The organism is Streptomyces sp. SAS_272, assembly GCF_052543235.1.
The window spans coordinates 25831-44820 of record NZ_JBMNDR010000038.1; the positions used below are offsets into that span (position 1 = coordinate 25831).

The window sequence follows — 18990 nt, forward strand, 5'->3', positions numbered from 1 at the left end:
TCGGCCGTCCTCGGGCTGACGGCAAGCCGTCCGTGGGCCGTCCCCGGGGCGCCGGCCGTGGGCCGCCTTCCGCGGGTCGCCGTCCCCGGGCCGTGCGTGGACCCTGGGCGTGCGTGCGCTCCTCGGCCGTCCTCGGGCTCTCAGCCGTCCGAGACCAGTACCAGGCCCGAGGTCGGCACGCCGGTCCCCGCCGTCACCAGGGCCCGTGCGGCGCCCGGGACCTGGTTCACGGACGTGCCCCGCAGCTGCCGTACGGCCTCCGCGATGCCGTTCATCCCGTGCAGGTAGGCCTCGCCGAGCTGGCCGCCGTGGGTGTTCAGCGGCAGCCGGTCCTCCGCCACGAAACCCGCGGCCTCGCCCGGAGCGCAGAAGCCGAACTCCTCCAGCTGCATCAGCACGAACGGGGTGAAGTGGTCGTACAGAATTCCGACGTCGACGTCGGCCGGCGCCAGCCCCGAGGTCCGCCACAGCTGACGGGCGACCACGGACATCTCCGGCAGGCCCGTCAGGTCGTCGCGGTAGAAGCTGGTCATCTGCTCCTGGGCCCGGCCCGCGCCCTGCGCCGCGGCGGCGATCACGGCGGGCGGGTGCGGCAGGTCGCGGGCCCGCTCCACCGAGGTGACGACCAGGGCCTGACCGCCGTCGGTCTCCTGGCAGCAGTCCAGCAGCCTGAGCGGTTCGGCGATCCAGCGGGAGGCCGCGTGGTCGGCGAGCGTGATCGGCCGGCCGTGGAAGTAGGCCGCCGGGTTGCCCGCCGCGTGCCGACGGGCCGTGACGGCCACCGGGCCGAAGGCCTCCTGCGCGGTCAGCCCGTACGCGTACAGGTACCGCTGGGCCGCCATCGCCACCCAGGACGCGGGCGTGAGCAGCCCGAACGGCAGCGACCAGCCGAGCGCCGCCCCCTCCGCCGACGGCTCCCGGTGCTGCACCCCCGAGCCGAAGCGGCGGCCCGAACGCTCGTTGAAGGCGCGGTAGCAGACGACGACGTCGGCCACGCCCGCCGCCACCGCCAGCGCCGCCTGCTGCACGGTCGCGCAGGCCGCCCCGCCGCCGTAGTGGACCCGCGAGAAGAAGGACAGTTCGCCCATCCCGCAGGCCTGCGCCACGGTGATCTCCGGACTGGTGTCCATCGTGAACGTCACCATGCCGTCCACGTCGGCCGGCACGAGCCCGGCGTCGTCCAGTGCGGCCCGTACCGCCTCCGCCGCCAGCCGCAGCTCGCTGCGCCCCGAGTCCTTGGAGAACTCCGTCGCCCCGATCCCGACGACGGCGGCCCGCCCGCCGAGCCGATCGCGCTCCCGCACGCTCATCGCGGGCCCGCCGCCGGCACCGTGAGCGTGACCGTGCCGGTGACATGACGGCCGACGCCGTTGTCCCCGGTGACCCGCACCACGGCGGTGTCCCCGTCGACCTCCTCGACCCGGCCCCGCAACACCATCGTGTCGCCCGGGTGGTTGGGCGCCCCGAGCCGGATGGCCACCTTGCGCAGCACGGTCGTCGGGCCGAACCAGTCCGTGAGGTAGCGGCCGACCAGGCCGTTGGTGGTGAGGATGTTCATGAAGATGTCGGGCGAACCCTTCTGCCGGGCCAGTTCGGGGTCGTGGTGGACGTCCTGGTAGTCGCGCGAGGCGAGGGCGCCGGCCACGATCAGGGTGCGGGTGATCTCGATCTCCAGCGGCGGCAGCACGTCACCGGCCTTCATGCGGCCCCCTCCCGCGCGCGGAACACCGGCAGCGTCAACTCGTCGTCGTACGTACGGAACTCGAGCTCCACGGGCATGCCGACCCGCACCTTGTCGTACGGGACGTCCACCACGTCGCTGATGACCCGGACGCCCTCGGCGAGCTCTATCAGCCCCACCGCGTAGGGCGGGGAGAACGCCGGGAAGGGCGGGTGGTGCATCACGACGTACGAGAAGACCGTCCCCTCGCCGCCGGCCTCGACGACGTCCCACTCGGCCGCGCCGCACGCGTTGCAGCCGGGCAGCCACGGGAAGCGGAGGGTGTCGCAGCCGGCGCAGCGCTGGATGAGGAAGCGGCGGTCTCGGACGCCCTCCCAGAAACCGGCGTTGTCACGGTTCACGACGGGGCGGGGGCGGCGTTCGCGCGGCCGCGGAGTCCGCCTCGCCGGGGCGTACATGAGGACGCGGAAGCGGTGCGTGCCGACGAGCGTTCCGGCCACGCGCACGTCGGTCCGGGTCGTGACGAAGTGCCCGGCGCCCAGCTTGGTGGTCTTGCGCGGCGACACCGACTCGATCACCGTGTCGAAGGCGACCTCGTCGCCCGGCCGCAGCGGACGCAGATACTCCTGCTCGCAGTCGGTGGCCACCACCGCGGTGCAGCCCGCTTCGTCGAGCAGGGTGAGGAGCTCGTCGTAGGCCTGCGCGCGCCCCTGGTGACCGCTCAGGCCGCCCATGATCCACGCCTGCAGCATGGTGGGCGGGGCGATCGCGCCGGGGCCGGTGTACGCGGGGTTGCCGTCGCCCATCGCCTCGCACCAGTGCCGGATCATGGGCGCGTTGACGGGGTCCCGGCCGGCGCCGGCGACCGCGGCGGGGCGGCCCTCGTAGGCCTTGAGCCGCGCGTGCAGATCGTCGTCGTCCACGACCGCACTCCTTCCAGGACCGGGACGGGAGAGGCGTGAGGACTGCCGGTGACCGAACGGTTTCTGACTGTCCGTCAGATCCTGGAGCCTGTCAAGGTCGCCGACGCGGCGCATCCCGCCCACGCCCTCTTCCCTATTTCGAACATGCGTACGACAATGGAGGCATGGCCACTACCGACCGGTTCCCCCGGCAGGCCACCACGCTGGCCCTCGCCCATGCCCTGTCGGCCGCCGAACGCGGCCTGGCCGTCATCCCCCTGTCCAGGACCAAGCTCCCGGCCCTGCGCTCCCCGCACCGCGACGCACCGCACAACGACGCACCACGCCACGACGCAGACCGCGACGCACACCGGGACGCACGCCGCGACAATCACCGGGGCGGGGGCGCGGAAGGCCCCGCCGGTCCGCCCTGCCACGGCGAATGCGGCCGCCCCGGTCACGGCGTGTACGACGCCGCCACCGACCCCGCCCGCATCCGCGAACTCTTCGCCGCCGCCCCCTGGGCCACCGGGTACGGCATCGCCTGCGGGCTGCCCCCGCACCACCTCGTCGGCGTCGACCTGGACACCAAGTCCGGCACGGACTCCACGGCGGCCCTGCGCGAACTGGCCCTGCGGCACCTCTTCACGATCCCGCCGACGGTCGTCGTCCTCACACCGTCCGGCGGACGGCACCTCTGGCTCACCGGCCCGCCGGACGTCGTCGTCCCCAACTCGGCAGGCCGACTCGCCCCCGGCATCGACATCCGCGGCGCCGGCGGCTACCTGGTCGGCCCCGGCTCCCGCACCGCCCACGGCGTCTACGCCGCCGACCCCGGCAGCGCCCACCTCCCGCCGGCGCCCTGCCCGCCCTCGCTGCTGCGTCTGCTGGTCCCACCGGCGCGCGCCGCGCGCCCGGGCAGACAGTCCCCGGCGGGCGGCGCGCACGGCCGGGGCCTGATCCAGTTCGTCCTGTCCGCCCACGAAGGGCAGCGCAACACCCGGCTGTTCTGGGCGGCCTGCCGGGCCCACGAGAACGGCATCGGGGCAGAACTGACCGAGGATCTCGTCACCGCGGCCGTCCACACCGGTCTGACGGCCCGGGAGGCCCGGGGGACGATCGCGTCGGCCGCCCGGATGACGGCACACCGCCCGGCCCCGTGACCCCCGCACGCGCACCGGCCCCGCGACGGCCGACCGGTCTCCGAAGCCGCACCGGCGCCGCGACGGTCGACCGGTCTCCGGAACCGCACCGGCCCTGCGACGGTCAGCCTCCGGAACGCTGCCCCTGGACGGCCGACCGTCGGCGCAGCGCGAGGACGATGCCACCGCCGACCACGACGAGCCCTGCGGCGGTACCGGCGATCACCGTGGTCCCACCGCCCCCACCGGTCTCGGCGAGCCGGACGCCGCCGCCCGCCGGCGACACGGCGGGCACGGGAGCGGCGGAGGCCGAGGCCGAGGACTCCGAGGACGCCTCGTCGGACGGCGCGGCGGACGCCGAGGAGGACGCCGAGTCCGGAGCCGACGGAGATGCGGAGGGCGACGCCGACGCCGATGCGGATGCCGAGGCCGACGCACTGGCCGGCGCACAGGTGTCCTCCTGCACGACGACCAGGGGCTGGACGTCGTCGTCGACCAGGTTGCCCGCCTTCACGTGGATCCGGAACGTCTCTCCGGCGTACCACGACTCGGGAACGAACTCGACGGTGGCGCCTCGAGCGGTCGGATGGGCGAGGGTCTTGGTCTCGATGAGCCGCTGGTTGTTGATCGGCTGATTCAGCTGGAGGTACAGGTCGATGCGGGCCGGCGTGCCCGAGGCGTCCTTGTCGGTGACGCGGATGACGCCGTGGCCGCCGGCGTCGCAGACGGCCACGGCGGAGAAGTCACCGATGCTGCACGCGAGCGCCGCGTGCGCGCCGCCGACGGCGAGAGCGGCCGCGGCAGCGAGAGTGCCTATGCCGCGGACCGCCATGGCGGCGTGGGATGAACGAGACACGCTTGTCCTTCACGATCGATCACGATGCGATGAAACGGCTCCCTCGGAGCCCCTCCCCAAGGAACATCGCCCCGCGTCAAGGCAGACCGATCAACAGGTCATGATCAGGTGCTCAACTGGTCAAGAATCAGCCGGGGCAGGCTCGTCACCCCCACCGGCCCGGAGAACACCATGCCCCGATGACCCGTCCTGCAGGCCGACGGCGGAGGCGGAGGGCTTCCGGCACACCGTCCTCCGCGAACTCGTAGGGGCCGGCCCGAATCGCTCGCCGCGATGCGGCACTTGCCCGACACCTTCAAGGAGGCCCGGACAACAGGCTCGTAGTCGCCGTAGGCACCGTTTGGATCGTTCACACCGCGATGCTCGGCATCGCCCGACTGCACAACCTCGCCCTCACCGGATGACTCACGCCCCATTGTTGGCGCTGGCTTCTCACTTCGGAGAGCACCGGAACGCCCGAACAGTGGGCCAAGGGCAAGTCACGGCCGGATGTGTTTCAACGTGAACTCGGGCAGGGCATACGGGCCGGCCTGTGGGGCTTGGGGATCGGCAGCGACGTCGGCGTCAGTGATGTGCGACGCATGTGTTTCGGCGTCGTCGATGGGCGTGTAGGCCAGTTCGGATTCCGTGGGGAGTTCCCAGAAGCGGCGGGTGTTGGCAGAGACGGCGTACGCCGTGGCGAAGCGCGTGGAGAGCGGGGCAGTAAGTGCGGCGCGGCAGAAGCCGACGGCATCACGCGGGCTGAGCCAAGTCGCCAGGTGGCGCGACTCGGTGGGCGCTTCCTCGAAGCTGCCGATACGCAGGCAGATCACGGAAACATCGAACTTGTCCGCATACAGCCGCCCCAGGGCCTCGACAGCCGCCTTACTCACCCCGTACAGGCCGTCGGGGCGCACCGGCTCCTGTGGGCCAGTGTGATGGGCCGTGGGATAAAATCCGCTCACGCGGTTGCTGCTGGCCAGCACGACCCGTGGAATCGCCGCACGTCGGGCAGCTTCCAGGACATGGTGAGTGCCCAACACATTGGCGTCCAGAAGATGCTCGAGCGGTGCCTCGTCCGGCAAGCCGCCCAGATGGAGCACGGCGTCCGCACCCGAGAGCGCAGCCTCGACGGCGGTCGCATCCCGAAGATCGACGCTATGGACCACCTCGTTCGCGGCCTCGACCTGGAGCGGCACGCGGTCGAGCAAGACCAGGCGGCTCACCTCACCGCGCAAGGCCCGGCGCACGACCGAGCCGATGTTCCCTGCTGCCCCGGTGACGACCACTGTTCCCAGCCCCACTGCACACCTCCACCGTTCGACCTCAGCAACGCCCTGATCTGGACAGACAATGATCCTCTCATCGCCGGTCACGACACCCAACGGGTGGGGAGCCAACAGGAGTTGAGGACTTGCAACGAGGGCATTCGCCATACGGGACAACCTTTGGTGCGCGTCACTGCGTTAGCGACTTCCCTGCCCATGTGGCGACGCCTGCGCATCTCGCCGTGCGGAGGTTGGCAAGGGCTGGACGGAGGACGGCACGTCGTACGAGAAGCGTGGGCTCGAGCGGCGGAGGAGCGGTGCCACACGCTCCGTCCCTATCCCGCCCGTCCTCGTTCATCTGCTCAGAGAACACGTCGCCGCCTACGGCACCGCGGACGACGGCCGACTGTTCCGTGCGGCGCGCGGAGGGCGCGTCGCGTCTCCGGAGTATCGCGGTCGTTGGGAGTGAGCACGCAAAGCGGTGCTCACTCCCAACGAGGTGAAGTCCGACCTTGCGGCGGTGCCGTACTCCCTGCGGCATGCCGGCGTATTGCTCTGGATCAAGTCGAGGGTGGATCCCGCGGCGATGGCCGCGCGCCGTCCGCCCCATCGCCGTGCCGTACCGGTTCTACGCGAAGATCTTCAAGGGCGGCCAGCAGCAGTCCGACAGCCTGATCGCCTGCGCGCTCGGCGAGGGGGAGCAGCCAGCCCTGATCCTGGCCCGCAGATGGCCCATACGCACTGGTCAGAGGTGAGATACGGGCGAGCCGGGGTGAGACAGGGTGAACACGGAAGGGGCACCGCTCCGGAGAGTGGCGCCCCTTCTGACCTGCAAGTCTCTGACCTGCGCTGCGGTGGGTGTGGGATTTGAACCCACGGTGACTCGCGCCACGACGGTTTTCAAGATCTCTCGGCGATAGGGATGGTGAGCCGCTCCACCGCAGGTCAGGCGGGTACGAGGACTCCGGCAGCGCCGTCGTCATCGTCATCGTGCCCGCTACGTGCCCCAGGCTCGTGATCGTGCCCGCTGAGCCAAGAGTCGGCCGCTTCGGCCACCTGGTCGTCGCGACCGGCGACCGGCCGGGCGTAGTGCCGGGTCGTGACGCTCGCGTTCGAATGGCCGAGGCGATGAGCGGCGGTCATCACGCCGTACCGGTCGGCCACCCAAGTGCCGTGCGAGGCCCGGAGGTCATGCGGAGTGACGTCGGTCAGCCCAGCCGCAGCCACGGCCGGGTCGAAGTACGCCTTGCGCCACTGGTTGTAGCGCAACGGCTTCCCCGCTGGCGTGGTGAACAGGAGCGTGTCATCCCCGCCGGGCAGAGTCTCCAAGTGCCGGCCGAGCCGCTGCGCCAGCGACGGGCCGACGCGAAGGAGCCGCTTCTGATGGGACTTCGGGGTGTCGAAGACCAAGGTGCCGTTGGCTTCGGCAAGGTTCTCGTCGACCAGGACGAAGCCGCCGGACACGTCGATGTCCCCACGCCGGAGGGCGAACGCCTCACCGACTCGCAGACCCGCGTACGCGAGAAGAGCGATCAGCAGTCCGTGAGACTCGGCGGCACTCTGTACGACCCGTGAGGCTTCGAGCGGGGTAAGGATGTGCGGCTCGGTCTGTGGCATCCGAGGCAGCTTCACGCCCCGGCATGGCGTCTGCGGGATGATGTCGTTGTCGACGGCGGCCCGCATGACCTGCGACAGGACTCGGTACGCCTGCCGGATCCGCGAGGCACTGAGCCCCTTGGTCTTCATCCCTCCGACCCACTCGACAACCGTGATCGGCCGCAGGCTGGACAACTCACGGTCCCCGAGAGCCGGGTTGATCAGCGAGTTGATCAGAGACCGGTACGACGCCTGTGTCTTGTGCTTGAGCTGCGGGGAGACGGCTGCGAGCCACCGGGCCGCCCAGTCGCGTACGGTCGTCTGCCCCTCGGCGGGGTCGAGCCAGTGCCCTTCCTCGATCTCGATGCGCTTCCGGGCAAGCCACCGGTCGGCGTCCGTCGTGGTGGCGAACGTCCGGTCGGCCGGGCGGAGCACTCCATCGGGCCCGGGGTATCGAGCTTGGAAGCGGCCTGAGGGGAGCTTGCGGATCCGGCCGAAGGCACGGCGGGACTTGCGCTTTCCAGCCATCAGGCAGCCCTCCTGAGCGCGTTGGGCCGCAGGGCGATCGGCTGCACGGTGTTCTCGGCCACGTACGCCTCCAGAGCCCATTCAGGGATCCGCACGTGTCGGCCGACCTTCACGAAGGTGATGCGACGCTCTTCAACAAGCCGACGGGGGAACCTCACACCGGTCCCGAGTCGATCGGCGACTTCCTGCACGCTCAACAGCCGATCCATACTCACCACTCCCCCTCAGCCTCAAGATCAAGTTCAGATATGTCGGCCAGGGCTTCACGGGCCGTCTCTCGGTTCAGTCGGATCTCCTTTGCGATCGATGCGGCGAGCCAGGATTCGCCGGGGGAATGGCCATGCCCGGCGTAAGCCCAGTGGGCGAGCACGAGCGTGGAGCGTTCCGCGTCCTCCTGGTCTTCAGGCAGTCCTCGCTCCCGACGCTCCTGGCGGGCGCGGAAGTCGGCGCGGACCTGGCGCCGTTCGGCGAAGGTCGAGGAGTAGCGGCGGGACTTGGTGAGGAAGTGGCCGCGGAAGCCGAGCATGTGAGCCCAGGCCCAGAGCTTGCGGTCCGGGTAGTGCTGGTCAAGGGCATGACAGGCTTGAATCAGACGCCGAGTGTGGTCGGGCAGTTCCGGCCGCTTGTCGAGTTCGGAGAGCTCCCCGACTCGGCGGTCGACCGTGCCGGTGGACTCGGCGGCCTTGGTCGCGTACTTCGCGACGTACGCGGCCACGGCCTGTTCGTTCAGCTCCTGGCCGTCGGTGCCGATGGCCCGTACGTCGACCTGGGCACCCCAGCGCAGGACGCGCGCCGGGTGGTCATCGGCAGGCGCCACCGGGACGGAGACTCGGGCGGCGGCATCACGGATCGCATCCCCGAGCAGTGCCGTACTGGCCCACTCGGGCGGGGAGTCGTCGGGACCGGCCGGACCGTCCAGTCGGACGATGGCGTGGAAGTGGATCGCCCCGCGCCTCTGGAACTCGGCGACCTTGCCGAAGGAGATCCGGCAGACCTCCCGCAGCGTGGCCTGAGTGATGCCAGCGCGAGCGGCGATCTCCCGGCGGAGGTAGATCGTGAAGCGTCGCCAGAGGTCCCCGGCGTGGTTGTTCCAGAGAACGGCTCCGGCGTAGTCGTACGTGTCAGCGTCGAGCGCCGTGCCGAGTTCGGCGGCGTCCTCGGAGTGGGCGACACCGCAGCGGCAGCGACCGTTCTCGGGACGGTTGTGGACCGGCCCGAAGGAAGGAGCGGTCAGGGTGGCGAACACGCCGGGGTGGATGCGTACTCCGTCGGGGATACCCATGCGCGGGTCACCGGTGAGTCCGGCGCGTATGAGGTGGTAGGCGTCGCCCGCGTACGTCCAGGCACAGGAGGGGCAGCGGGAGGCCCGCCTATTGCCGCAGGCAACCCGCAGACGTCCGCCCGGCTCCTCGGCCGTGGAGTACGAGTAGAGGACGTCCCCGGTCCGTGCGTCACGGGTGACCGTCGTACCGGACAGGTGGATCGGGTCCGAGCAGCCACCCGTACGGCGTACCTGGTCGCGCCACCGGTCGAACCCGGGAGCCGAGGCGGCCCGCAGCAGATCAGCCAGGGTCACGGGGTCGGTACCCATGGAGGCCGCAGCACCGGCCACGGCCTCAGGGGCGACGGGGAACACCGTCACTCGACCACCCCCGGAGCGTCGACGATCTCGACCTCCAGGACCTTCGCGCCGCCGCAGTCGGGGCAGTAGAGCTGGAATCCGGTGGTGTCGTAGCCGCTGCCCGCGCAGGCCGGGCATTCCAGCCACTCGGTGGTGCCGAAGGCCGTACGGCAGGCCTTCGCGTCCTGGCAGCGCGTCTTGCCACACACCGCACAGCTACGGGCCGTGCGGCGAATGATCCTCGGCGCTAAGACTCCGGTCGGCCGACCGGCGTGGATCAGCGAGACAGGCATGATGGAGGCTCCCTTGGAAGAGGGGTGGGGCGGCGCATCTGCTTGGCGGTAGGGGCGCCGCCCTTCTTCAGGGAGTGTTCACCTCCCTAGGGAGATTGAAACCAAACCTCCCTAGGGATGTCAACGGGACCTGCGGAGGGACGTGGGTTCGGGAAGTGATCGGGTACGCGTTCGTGCGTCTGGAAGGGGGTGGCGGGTAGGCTGACCACCCTAGGGAGCATCGACGAGTGGAGAGAGACATGCCCGAGACTGCGCGGCAGATTGCCGACGATCTCCGGGCGCGGATCGAGTCCGGTGAGCTGGTGCCGGGCGATCGGTTGCCCGGTGAGCCCTCGCTGGTGAAGACGTACGGCGTCGCCAAGATGACCGCCAACCAGGCCTTGAAGATCCTCGTGAGTGAGGGCCTGGCGGTCGCGCGACCCGGATCCGGCACCTACGTCCGGGAGTTCAGGCCGATCCGACGGGTCGCGAACGACCGCCTCTCCAAGTCCCGCCGCGAGGCCGGTCAGTCCATCTGGTCTGCCGACGTGGCCCAGCGCCCCCTGGTCACCGACGTCCAGGTCTATGAGGCCGAAGCTCCGCGCCAGATCGGGCGGTTGCTGAACCTCGAGCCCGGGGCAGCCGTCATCGTGCGGAGCCGGAAGTTCGTCGTCGAGGACCGTCCTGTGCAAATCGCAACGTCGTACCTCCCCGCGGATCTGGTCCGAGACACAGCGATCGCCCAGCCGAACACGGGCCCGGGAGGCAGCTACGCCCGCCTGGCCGAGCTGGGCGCGGAACCCGTGCTCTTCTCCGAGGAGCTTCGGGCGCGGATGCCCAGCGAGGAGGAGCGGACCGCCTTGGCCCTCGCGGCCGGCACTCCGGTCCTGGAGATCTGCCGCACCGCCTTCACCGAGGACGAGCGCCCCGTGGAGGTCAACCAGATGCTTCTGGACGCCGGTTCGTACGTCCTGGAGTACCGCCTGAGCAGCTGAGCTGTTACAGGAATCTCTACCTCATCAAGCACCCGGCTGCGCTCCGCTCCGCCGGGCGGGCTTCCCGGCTCCGCTCGGGGCGCCGCTCCTGCCTTCGGCCCGCTCCGCCCCGGCTGCGCCGACGCCCGCCCACTGTGGATAGGCCCGGAGGTCATGAGTCGAGCACCCGACCTACGCGGCCACCAGTCAAGGACATGCCTCCGGCGGGGGATCGGCCGGCACCGGGTGGGAGGGGGCGCCGTTCCCGGCCGCGGGCACATCGTGGCGAGCGTGGTGGGCTCCCATCCCGTCCACCATCGACCCAGGCGAAGCCGAGCAGACGCGGCCCATGGCGTCCAGGTCGTTCGTACAGTGGCGCGCTCCACCTGGACGCCATGAACCACGCCCGCTCCACAGACGTGTGGGTCGACGGCGGACGGGATGGGAGCTGGGGAGAGTGGTGGTTGATGTTCGTGGTGAAGGTGCGCGTGGCGGCGCTACAGTCCCGGACATGAAGACGGAGAGACTGAGAAGGTTCGGTGCGTCGTTCATCGCGATAGTCAGGCACGTCGTCCGGCGCCCTTTGCTGATTCTGGTCCTCGTGCTGATCCTCGCTGGGACCTACTGGCTGCGAACCGTGTTGCCGCAGCCATGGGACGGTCTGTCCTACGGGTTCGGCTTGCTTGCTGCCATGTGGTCGATCTCAGCGACCATCCCTCGCGCCCAAGAGGACCGAGAGACTGACGACCCGGCGTGCCCGCCGCGTGCCCGATAGACCGGGAACTCACGGGGAATCACGGTCACGAGCGGGCAGCGCGCACGACGAAGGCCCCCGACCGATGATGCTGGTCAGGGGCCTTCAACTTGAGCGGTGGGTGTGGGATTTGAACCCACGGTGACTCGCGCCACGACGGTTTTCAAGACCGTTCCCTTAGGCCGCTCGGGCAACCCACCTGCGCCCCGGCCCACCTGGGGCGGAGCGGGTACAGACTACCGGGCGCGAGCCCTGCTCGGGGTGCGTGGTCCACACGGGGTCCATTGGCCCCCGTCCTGAGCTGTGGGTGTGTTCAGCTGAAGGGAACGGCGTCCGCCGGGGAGGTGTGCCAGTTGGTGACGATCGGCTTGTCGACCGTGATGGTGCCGACCCGCAAGGAAACGGGGTCGGGGTCGTCGTCACCGACGGCCACGATGATGCTGTTCAGTTCCTTGCCGCCGTCTGTGTTGGTGCTCTTCGGGTTCACTCCGGCGTAGGCGGTGGTGCTCCCGCTCAGCTTGATCTGCTCGCCGACGGACTGCTCCGCGGGACCCGCCTCGGTGCCGTCGGATCCGAACGCCACGGTCGGAAGCGCGGCGGGCAGGTAGCAGGTGATCCCAGGCTTCGCCTTCGCGATGACCAGGATGTATCCGCCGCCCTGAGTCTCGGACTTGGTGCTCCAGGAGATGTCGTTGGCGCCGCAGCCCTGCTCGACCTGCTCCCGCTTGCCGTTGCCGGTGTCGGCGCCGGAGCCGGCCCCGTCCTCGGTTCCCTTGGCCGCCGTGTCGGAGCCCTTGCCGGAGCCCTTGCCGGTGCTCTGTTCCTTGCCCGCAGTCGACGAGCCGGACGGGGTTGCCGCATTGCCGGACGGAGTGGCGGACGAAGAGCCCTTCGCGGCACCGGTGTCCGTGTCCGCGCCTGTGTCCTGGCACGCGGTCATCAGCATGGCACCGCCCACGAGGGCCGCGGAGACGAGGAATGCCTTGCGATGGTTGCCGGACATGAAATCCCCTTGGTGATCGGTGTGTTGAGGCCGGAGCGGGTTCGGCTTCTCGGTGCTTCCTTGATCATTATGAGGGGGTTGCGAGTCGAAAGGTTCATGGTGCCCTCGTTTCTCGACAACGCTGTTGCAGAGCGATGACATGATCACGAAGTGGGGTGTCCCGTCGGGTACGAACCGAGGACCTGCCGCTCACGACCCGATCGCTCTGATCGACAGAGCCAGGACCGAGGCCGTGGGCCGGGCGGGACGGTCGCCCACGGATACGAGGCGCCCGACCGTGCGACTCAGGCGGCTCGACTCCACGAAGGCAAAGATCTGTGGACAGAGCCGAGTGGATCGCTGTGCCGCCGATCAGCACGTCCGCTGAACTGCTGGTTCTCCCGCCGACCGGTCCACGCCTGGTCCACCCACGGTGATCGACAACGCGACAGGGCCGGATCAGGGTGCGACAGGTCCCATGCCGATGGGGCGCCCCTCAGCGAGGGGCGCCCCATTTGACCAGCACGTCTATAGCCTGCGGAGTCGGCGGGATCCGAACCCGCGGGGACGCTTTCACGTCCTCACTCCGCGGGCAGGGGAAATGCCTCGACAAGGCCGGCGGCGGGCCGGGATGCTCGACGCGATGACGAGAACAGACGACATGCCTGCCGCGTGGGACGAGCGCACCCAGCTCACCACATTCCTCGACTACGCCCGTGACACCGCTCTCGCCAAGTGCGAGGACCTCTCCGACGCGGAGGCCCGCAAGGCGCCCCTGCCGGCGTCGCCTCTGATGACGCCGAGCGGCCTGATCAGCCATCTGCGCTGGGTCGAGTACTACTGGTTCCGGGTGGTGTTTATCGGCGAGGAGGACGAGGGGCCGTGGACCGACGAGGACCCCGACCGTGAGATGCGCGTCGCCGTGGACCTCCCGCTCGCGCGGCTGCTCGAGGAGTACGCCGCTCACGCCGAACAGCACCGCGCGCTGGTCGCCGGGCACGACCTCGACGCCACGGCCCAGCGGGCGACGCGCGACGGCCGTCATGTGGACCTGCGCTGGATCCTTCTGCACCTGATCGAGGAGACGGCCCGGCACAACGGACACCTCGACGTCCTGCGCGAACTGATCGACGGCAGGACGGGCGCCTAGCGGGCCCGGACACGAGCTCGCACGCGCGCGTGAGGCGGCCGGCGTCGAAGCCGGGGTGTCACGCGCGCGTGCGTCCGGGGGGCGTCCGCGACGATCAGTTGTCGCCCTTGCGGGAACCGAGGGTCAGGTCGACGGTGTGGGACTTGCCGCCCCGCTCGTAGGTGATCGTGACCTTGTCGCCGGGCTGGTGGGTCCAGATCTCGCCGATGAGGGTCGGACCGCTGTCGATCACCATGTCGTCGAGCTTGGTGATGACGTCGCCGGGCTTCAGGCCGGCCTTGGCCGCCGGACCGCCCGCCTCGACCGCGGACGCACCGCCCTCGGCCGTGTCCGTGATCTTCGCGCCGCCCGAGGAGTCCTGCAGGGAGACCGACGCCCCGATCTTGGCGTAGACGGGCTCACCCGTCTTGATCAGCTGCTGGGCGACGTACCTGGCCTGGTTGATCGGGATCGCGAAGCCGAGGCCGATCGAGCCGGACTGGGTGGTGCCGCCCAGACCGCCGCCGCCGGTGGACTGGATCGCGGAGTTGATGCCGATGACGTTGCCCGAGGCGTCCAGCAGCGGGCCGCCCGAGTTGCCCGGGTTGATGGAGGCGTCCGTCTGCAGGGCGCTCATGTACGAGGCCGAGCTGCCGGTGCTGTCGCTGGAGGCCACCGGACGGTTCTTCGCGCTGATGATGCCCGTGGTGACCGTGTTGGACAGGCCGAAGGGCGCGCCGATCGCGATCGTCGAGTCGCCGACCGCCACCTTGTCGGAGTCGCCGAGGGTGAGCGGCTTCAGGTCCGAGGGGGCGTTCTTGAGCTTGATGACGGCGACGTCGTAGCCCTGGGCGTGGCCCACGACCTCGGCGTTGTACTTCTTGCCGTTCGGGAAGGTGGCCGTCACCTTGCCGCCGTCGACCGCCTCGGCGACGACGTGGTTGTTGGTGACGATGTGGCCCTGGGTGTCGAACACGAAGCCCGTGCCGGTGCCGCCCTCGCCGCTGCTGGACTCGGCCTGGATGGTCACCGTGCTGGGCAGGGCCTTGGCCGCGACCCCGGCGACGGTGCCCGGGTCGCGCTTGACCTCGCCGCCGTTGGTGGAGGAGGAGACGGTGGTCGAGCCGGTGTCGTCGTCGTTCTTGGCCAGCGTGTAGCCGAGGCCGCCGCCCAGGCCGCCCGCGACCAGCGCGGCGACCAGGATCGCGGCGACGAGCCCGCCACGGCCCCGGCCGGACTTCGGCGCAGGCTGCTGGTAGGACGCTCCCCAGGCAGTCCCACCGGCGCCACCGGCGGCCGCGGAGCCGTTGTCGCCGTACGCGTGCGTGCCGGCAACGCCGTCGCCGTACGCGTGCGTGCCGGCAACGCCGTCGCCGTACGCGTGCGTGCCGGCACCGCCGTCGCCGTACGCGTGCGTGCCCGCGTCGGCGTACACCGGCGTGACCGGAGCGGGGGCCGGGCCGCCGGGCCAGTCGCCCTCGGGGGCGGCCGGAGAGGCGGGCGGAGCGACGGCGGGCGGGACCGTGGCCGTGTGCGGCGCCGGGGGCGCCTGCGACGGGGCCGGCGGCGGCCAGTCGCCGTCCGTCGACGCCGGTGCGCCCTGCGGCGCGGTGGGCGGCGGCCAGCCGGCCTCGGGAGCGCCCGCCGCGTGGGCGGGCGCTCCCGGCGCCTGTGCGGACGTCGCCGGGAGCTCGGTGGTGGGCGCGCCCGCGTCCGGCGCGGTCTGCTGCGCGGAGGCCGAGGGAGAATCCACCGGCACGGGGGGTGCGGACGGGGCCGGGGGAACCTGGGTGCCCTCGTTCTTGCCCTCGTTCTCGGTGTTCACAGCTCTTCTCCTCGATCCACGGCTGTTGTCGTCGGTCGTACTCAGGTCACGTTCGTCGCGCGCTGAAGCAGTACAGGTGTTCCTGGTGTACGTCTCAGCTTTTCCCACGGGCCGTCAGAGCACCATAAGCGGTGGCTGTGGGTCCCTGACCATTCTTTATAAGGGGTATTACGCACAATAAACGCGCATCTTCGAAACATCTCAGAGGGTTCTCAGACGACTGCGTGCCGGTGGCACGATGACGCGGTGACTCACGCACGGCAGCACCACATTCAAGTCGTCGCTCACCGAGGCGCTTCCGAGGAGGCCCCCGAGCACACCCTGGCCGCGTACAAGAAGGCGATCGAGGACGGCGCGGACGCCCTCGAGTGCGACGTACGGCTGACCGCGGACGGCCATCTCGTCTGCGTGCACGACCGTCGCGTCAACCGTACGTCGAACGGCCGCGGCGCGGTCTCCGCCCTGGAACTCGCCGACCTCGCGGCGCTGGACTTCGGCTCCTGGAAGACGAAGGAGGCCCGCGAGGCCTGGCAGGCACGGGAGGAGGACCCGGACTGGGAGGTCCGGCCGGAGGACCGCGAGGAGACCTCCGTCCTCACTCTGGAGCGGCTGCTGGAGCTCGTCTCCGACGCGGGACGCCGGGTGGAACTGGCCATCGAGACCAAGCATCCGACGCGCTGGGCCGGACAGGTGGAGGAGCGCCTGCTGGCGCTGCTGAAGACGTTCGGCCTGGACGCGCCGGCCTCGGCGGCCGAGTCCCCGGTGCGGATCATGAGCTTCTCGGCCCGCTCGCTGCACCGGGTGCGCGCCGCCGCTCCCACGATGCCGACCGTGTACCTGATGCAGTTCGTCTCGCCCCGGCTGCGCGACGGACGGCTGCCCGCGGGCGTCGGGATCGCCGGCCCGTCGATGCGGATCGTGCGCAGCCATCCCTCCTACGTCCAGCGGCTGAAAAAGGCCGGACACCAGGTGCACGTGTGGACGGTGAACGAGCCCGGCGACGTCGACCTGTGCGTCGAACTGGGCGTCGACGCGATCATCACCAACCGCCCGCGCGCGGTGCTCGGACGGCTGGGCCGCTGATCCGGGAGGCCGCGGGCCACGGCGCTTCGCCGGCTCGCGCCCTCCTCACCCCCGCCCCTCCCCGCAGGACGAGCCGAAGTGCGTTCGGAGAAAGTCACAGAAGTCCCACAAGCCCCATCCACACCTCTTGACCACACCGCGCGCCTGCAGCATCCTCCGTTCCAGCCATACCGTCCAAATTCAGCCACGCACTGAACAGGCGCTCACAGGGAGTGCTCCGGCGCGTTCGCTGCGTGTTCGGCCGTTCCGAATGCGTCGCCGGACCTGCATTGGCCGGTTTCCGGTACAGGCCAATGGGGCATCCACTCCGTGGCGTGGGGCGAAGGAGGTCTCGGGGGTGGCGTTGGTGGTGGCACAGGAGGTGCCCGCGTCGTCGAGCATGGCCGTATCCCATGGCCCTGCGGGCGTGGGAAACGCGAGACACCGCATGCGTGATCAGCTGCGCAGGGGCGGGGTGTCGGAGTCGGTCATCGACGACGCCGTACTGATCCTTTCCGAGCTCCTGAGCAATGCCTGCAAGCACGGCAGACCGCTGGGCGACGACCTGGCAGGGGACGGCGACGTCCGGGCCGCGTGGCGGGTCGATCCGGGTGGCCGGCTGGTGGTCGAGGTGACCGACGGCGGCGGCCCGACCCGCCCGGCCCCGGCCACCCCCTCCGTCACGGCCCACGGCGGCCGCGGGCTCAACATCATCACGGCGCTGTCCGACGACTGGGGCGTGCGGGACGACGCCCGCGGCGAGGTGACGGTGTGGGCCGTCGTCCACGCGGACGTGTACGACCCGGACGCCGGCTGTCGACGCGACGACTTCGCGAGCCGGGTCGCCGCCCCGTCGGTGGCCTCGATCCCCGGCCTCGACTTCACCGACGCCTTCGACGACCTGGACTAGGGACGCGAAGAATCGGAACACCCGGACACGGGCCCGGACACGGGTCTGGACACGGGTCTGGGCCCGAACGCGGATGCGGGCTCGGGCCCGGACGCGCATGCAGGCCCGGACACGGATGCGGGCCCGGACGTGGGCCGGGACGCGGAGAACCGGGGATGCGGGGCACCGGGACGCAGGGGTCAGCAACGCGGGGATCCGGGGATGCGGGGCACCGGGACGCAGGGGTCAGCGCCGCGGGGATCCGGTCGCCGCGCGGGCCCGGATCGCCGCGCGGGGCGTCGCGCACGACTGCCGCGTTGTCCACAGGTTCCCGTGACGGAGCGTGCGAACGGCTAGGCTCCCGCCGTACCAGACGAGCCGTAACCGGGAGACACCCAGATGGCCAAGAAGCGACCCCAGACGACGGCCAAGCGGCCGCAGCCCACCGACGCGGACATCCCGGTCGTCGGCGCGCGGGAGCCCTGCCCGTGCGGCAGCGGCCGCCGCTACAAGGCCTGCCACGGCCGGGCCGCCGCGCACGCGGTGACCGAGCTGGTGCAGCGCCCCTTCGAGGGCCTGCCGGGCGAGTGCGACTGGGTGTCGCTGCGCGAGCTGGTGCCGGCCGCCACGGTGGAGCTGACGCTGAAGGGCGGTCTGCCCGAGGGCGTCCCGTCCGTCACGCTCGCCACCGTCCTGCCGATGGCCTGGCCCGCCCTGCGTCGCGACGACGGCTCGGTGCTGCTCGGTCTGCAGAACGACACGTCGTCGGGCGACCTCAGCCGTGACCTGGCGGACACCCTGCAGCGGGCGCTGGAGGCGGACCCGGGCACTCCGGTGCAGGCGCGCCGCGCCCCGGCGGACGGTCCGCGGATGCAGGATCTGCTCGACGCCGAAGGCGCGTTCGAGCCAGTTGTGCACAGTGGCTTCGAGTTCTGGGTCCCGGACCCGGAGAACGCCGCGCCGGAGGTGGCCGCCTCCCTGGAGCGCGCCAACGCCGCGGCGATCCCGACCGTCAAGCTGACCGGCGTCGACGCCGCCTACTGGTGCGAGACACCGGACAAGAACCACCTGCGCTGGGTCATGCAGCACCCGGAGGAGCGGCTTCTGGACGCGCTCGCGCGGCTGCACGCGGCGGGCCGCTCCGGCCTCGGCGAGGGCACGCGTCTGGTGGGCTCGTTTAGGGCGCACGGCGTGCTGGTGCCCGTCTGGGACCTGCCGAGCGCGGTCACCGCGGACGACGTGGAGAAGCCGGCCGCCGAGTTCGCCGAGCGCCTCGCCGAGGCGCTGGCCTCGGACGAGCCCCTCAGCGCCGACGAGCGACGCGCGCGTGGCGGCCTGACCAACCGACAGGTGACGCTCAGCTGACGCACAGGTGAGGGAAAGGGCCGCACTGACCGGCCGGTCAGCGGCCCGGACGGCGCCGGCCGGCGTGAGCCCGCTCACAACTGCCCCCGGAACAAGGCGAGTCGGTGCCCGAAGCGCCGATTCGCGGGTGTCCGGAAAGCCGATGAAAACAAGAGATCGAATTTG

Annotated in this window: 18 protein-coding genes and 1 tRNA gene; 7 read left to right on the forward strand and 12 right to left on the reverse strand. The window is 70.8% G+C overall.

Annotated elements, in window-relative coordinates:
* Positions 1–140: 140 nt before the first annotated feature.
* The 3 genes from ACN6LD_RS21815 to ACN6LD_RS21825 are packed head-to-tail and all read right to left on the reverse strand — an operon-like array spanning position 141 to position 2604.
* A complete protein-coding gene (locus ACN6LD_RS21815; RefSeq protein ID WP_319195668.1) occupies positions 141–1310 on the reverse strand; it encodes a lipid-transfer protein in 1170 nt (389 codons plus the stop codon).
* Positions 1307–1702 (reverse strand): MaoC family dehydratase, encoded by a 396-nt coding sequence (locus ACN6LD_RS21820; RefSeq protein WP_319195666.1) that lies wholly within the window; start codon positions 1700–1702, stop codon positions 1307–1309. The genes ACN6LD_RS21815 and ACN6LD_RS21820 overlap by 4 nt, the downstream gene beginning before the upstream one ends.
* Complete coding sequence (locus ACN6LD_RS21825; RefSeq protein WP_319195664.1) at positions 1699–2604, reverse strand: bifunctional MaoC family dehydratase N-terminal/OB-fold nucleic acid binding domain-containing protein; 906 nt, start codon at positions 2602–2604, stop codon at positions 1699–1701. The genes ACN6LD_RS21820 and ACN6LD_RS21825 overlap by 4 nt, the downstream gene beginning before the upstream one ends.
* A gap of 164 nt (positions 2605–2768) precedes the next feature.
* On the opposite strand from ACN6LD_RS21825, the gene ACN6LD_RS21830 reads away from it, so the two are divergent.
* Positions 2769–3746 carry a bifunctional DNA primase/polymerase gene (locus ACN6LD_RS21830; protein ID WP_319195662.1) on the forward strand — a complete coding sequence of 326 codons (978 nt, stop codon included), beginning with the start codon at positions 2769–2771 and terminating at the stop codon, positions 3744–3746.
* A 103-nt stretch (positions 3747–3849) separates the two neighbouring features.
* On the opposite strand, the gene ACN6LD_RS21835 is transcribed toward ACN6LD_RS21830, so the two are convergent.
* Together ACN6LD_RS21835 and ACN6LD_RS21840 are read right to left on the reverse strand one after the other, a co-directional pair.
* Entirely contained in the window at positions 3850–4581 is a 732-nt protein-coding gene (locus tag ACN6LD_RS21835; protein ID WP_319195660.1) for an LAETG motif-containing sortase-dependent surface protein, read from the reverse strand.
* A gap of 479 nt (positions 4582–5060) precedes the next feature.
* On the reverse strand, positions 5061–5996 hold the full coding sequence (locus ACN6LD_RS21840; protein ID WP_319195659.1) for an NAD-dependent epimerase/dehydratase family protein: 936 nt from the start codon (positions 5994–5996) through the stop codon (positions 5061–5063).
* Positions 5997–6442: 446 nt separating this feature from the next.
* Between ACN6LD_RS21840 and ACN6LD_RS21845 the strand changes: the two genes are divergently transcribed.
* Positions 6443–6583 carry a hypothetical protein gene (locus tag ACN6LD_RS21845; protein ID WP_319195658.1) on the forward strand — a complete coding sequence of 47 codons (141 nt, stop codon included), beginning with the start codon at positions 6443–6445 and terminating at the stop codon, positions 6581–6583.
* Positions 6584–6773: 190 nt separating this feature from the next.
* Here ACN6LD_RS21845 and ACN6LD_RS21850 read toward each other — a convergent pair whose 3' ends face one another.
* From ACN6LD_RS21850 to ACN6LD_RS21865, 4 genes are read right to left on the reverse strand one after another with little or no spacing between them, the layout of a single operon-like run.
* Positions 6774–7952, reverse strand: a complete 1179-nt coding sequence (locus tag ACN6LD_RS21850; protein ID WP_445044050.1) for a tyrosine-type recombinase/integrase — start codon at positions 7950–7952, stop codon at positions 6774–6776.
* Positions 7952–8161: an excisionase family DNA-binding protein gene (locus ACN6LD_RS21855; RefSeq protein WP_081552796.1), complete on the reverse strand. Its 210-nt coding sequence runs from the start codon at positions 8159–8161 to the stop codon at positions 7952–7954. The genes ACN6LD_RS21850 and ACN6LD_RS21855 overlap by 1 nt, the downstream gene beginning before the upstream one ends.
* 2 nt (positions 8162–8163) lie before the next feature.
* Complete coding sequence (repSA, locus tag ACN6LD_RS21860) at positions 8164–9543, reverse strand: replication initiator protein RepSA (RefSeq protein ID WP_445044051.1); 1380 nt, start codon at positions 9541–9543, stop codon at positions 8164–8166.
* A gap of 47 nt (positions 9544–9590) precedes the next feature.
* Positions 9591–9866 carry a hypothetical protein gene (locus ACN6LD_RS21865; protein WP_445044052.1) on the reverse strand — a complete coding sequence of 92 codons (276 nt, stop codon included), beginning with the start codon at positions 9864–9866 and terminating at the stop codon, positions 9591–9593.
* Between the two features lie 239 nt (positions 9867–10105).
* Here ACN6LD_RS21865 and ACN6LD_RS21870 point away from each other — a divergent pair, with 239 nt between their 5' ends.
* Positions 10106–10840 (forward strand): GntR family transcriptional regulator, encoded by a 735-nt coding sequence (locus ACN6LD_RS21870; protein WP_189712918.1) that lies wholly within the window; start codon positions 10106–10108, stop codon positions 10838–10840.
* Positions 10841–11688: 848 nt separating this feature from the next.
* Here the strand turns inward: ACN6LD_RS21870 and ACN6LD_RS21875 are convergent.
* Together ACN6LD_RS21875 and ACN6LD_RS21880 are read right to left on the reverse strand one after the other, a co-directional pair.
* Positions 11689–11773, reverse strand: a tRNA-Ser gene (locus ACN6LD_RS21875).
* Between the two features lie 113 nt (positions 11774–11886).
* The gene (locus ACN6LD_RS21880; RefSeq protein ID WP_319195656.1) at positions 11887–12576 is read right to left on the reverse strand and encodes a DUF4232 domain-containing protein; all 690 of its coding nucleotides are present in this window, start codon (positions 12574–12576) and stop codon (positions 11887–11889) included.
* 622 nt (positions 12577–13198) lie between these two features.
* Between ACN6LD_RS21880 and ACN6LD_RS21885 the strand changes: the two genes are divergently transcribed.
* Positions 13199–13705, forward strand: a complete 507-nt coding sequence (locus ACN6LD_RS21885; protein WP_445044053.1) for a DinB family protein — start codon at positions 13199–13201, stop codon at positions 13703–13705.
* 94 nt (positions 13706–13799) lie between these two features.
* Here ACN6LD_RS21885 and ACN6LD_RS21890 read toward each other — a convergent pair whose 3' ends face one another.
* Positions 13800–15509 carry a S1C family serine protease gene (locus ACN6LD_RS21890; RefSeq protein WP_445044054.1) on the reverse strand — a complete coding sequence of 570 codons (1710 nt, stop codon included), beginning with the start codon at positions 15507–15509 and terminating at the stop codon, positions 13800–13802.
* Between the two features lie 246 nt (positions 15510–15755).
* On the opposite strand from ACN6LD_RS21890, the gene ACN6LD_RS21895 reads away from it, so the two are divergent.
* The 3 genes from ACN6LD_RS21895 to ACN6LD_RS21905 all read left to right on the forward strand — a co-directional run bounded on the left by ACN6LD_RS21895 (position 15756) and on the right by ACN6LD_RS21905 (position 18825).
* Positions 15756–16592, forward strand: a complete 837-nt coding sequence (locus tag ACN6LD_RS21895; protein WP_319198406.1) for a glycerophosphodiester phosphodiesterase — start codon at positions 15756–15758, stop codon at positions 16590–16592.
* 250 nt (positions 16593–16842) lie between these two features.
* Positions 16843–17481 carry an ATP-binding protein gene (locus tag ACN6LD_RS21900; RefSeq protein ID WP_057576457.1) on the forward strand — a complete coding sequence of 213 codons (639 nt, stop codon included), beginning with the start codon at positions 16843–16845 and terminating at the stop codon, positions 17479–17481.
* A 378-nt stretch (positions 17482–17859) separates the two neighbouring features.
* Positions 17860–18825, forward strand: coding sequence for a DUF5926 family protein (locus tag ACN6LD_RS21905; protein ID WP_445044055.1), 966 nt, complete (start codon positions 17860–17862; stop codon positions 18823–18825).
* Positions 18826–18990: the final 165 nt, after the last annotated feature.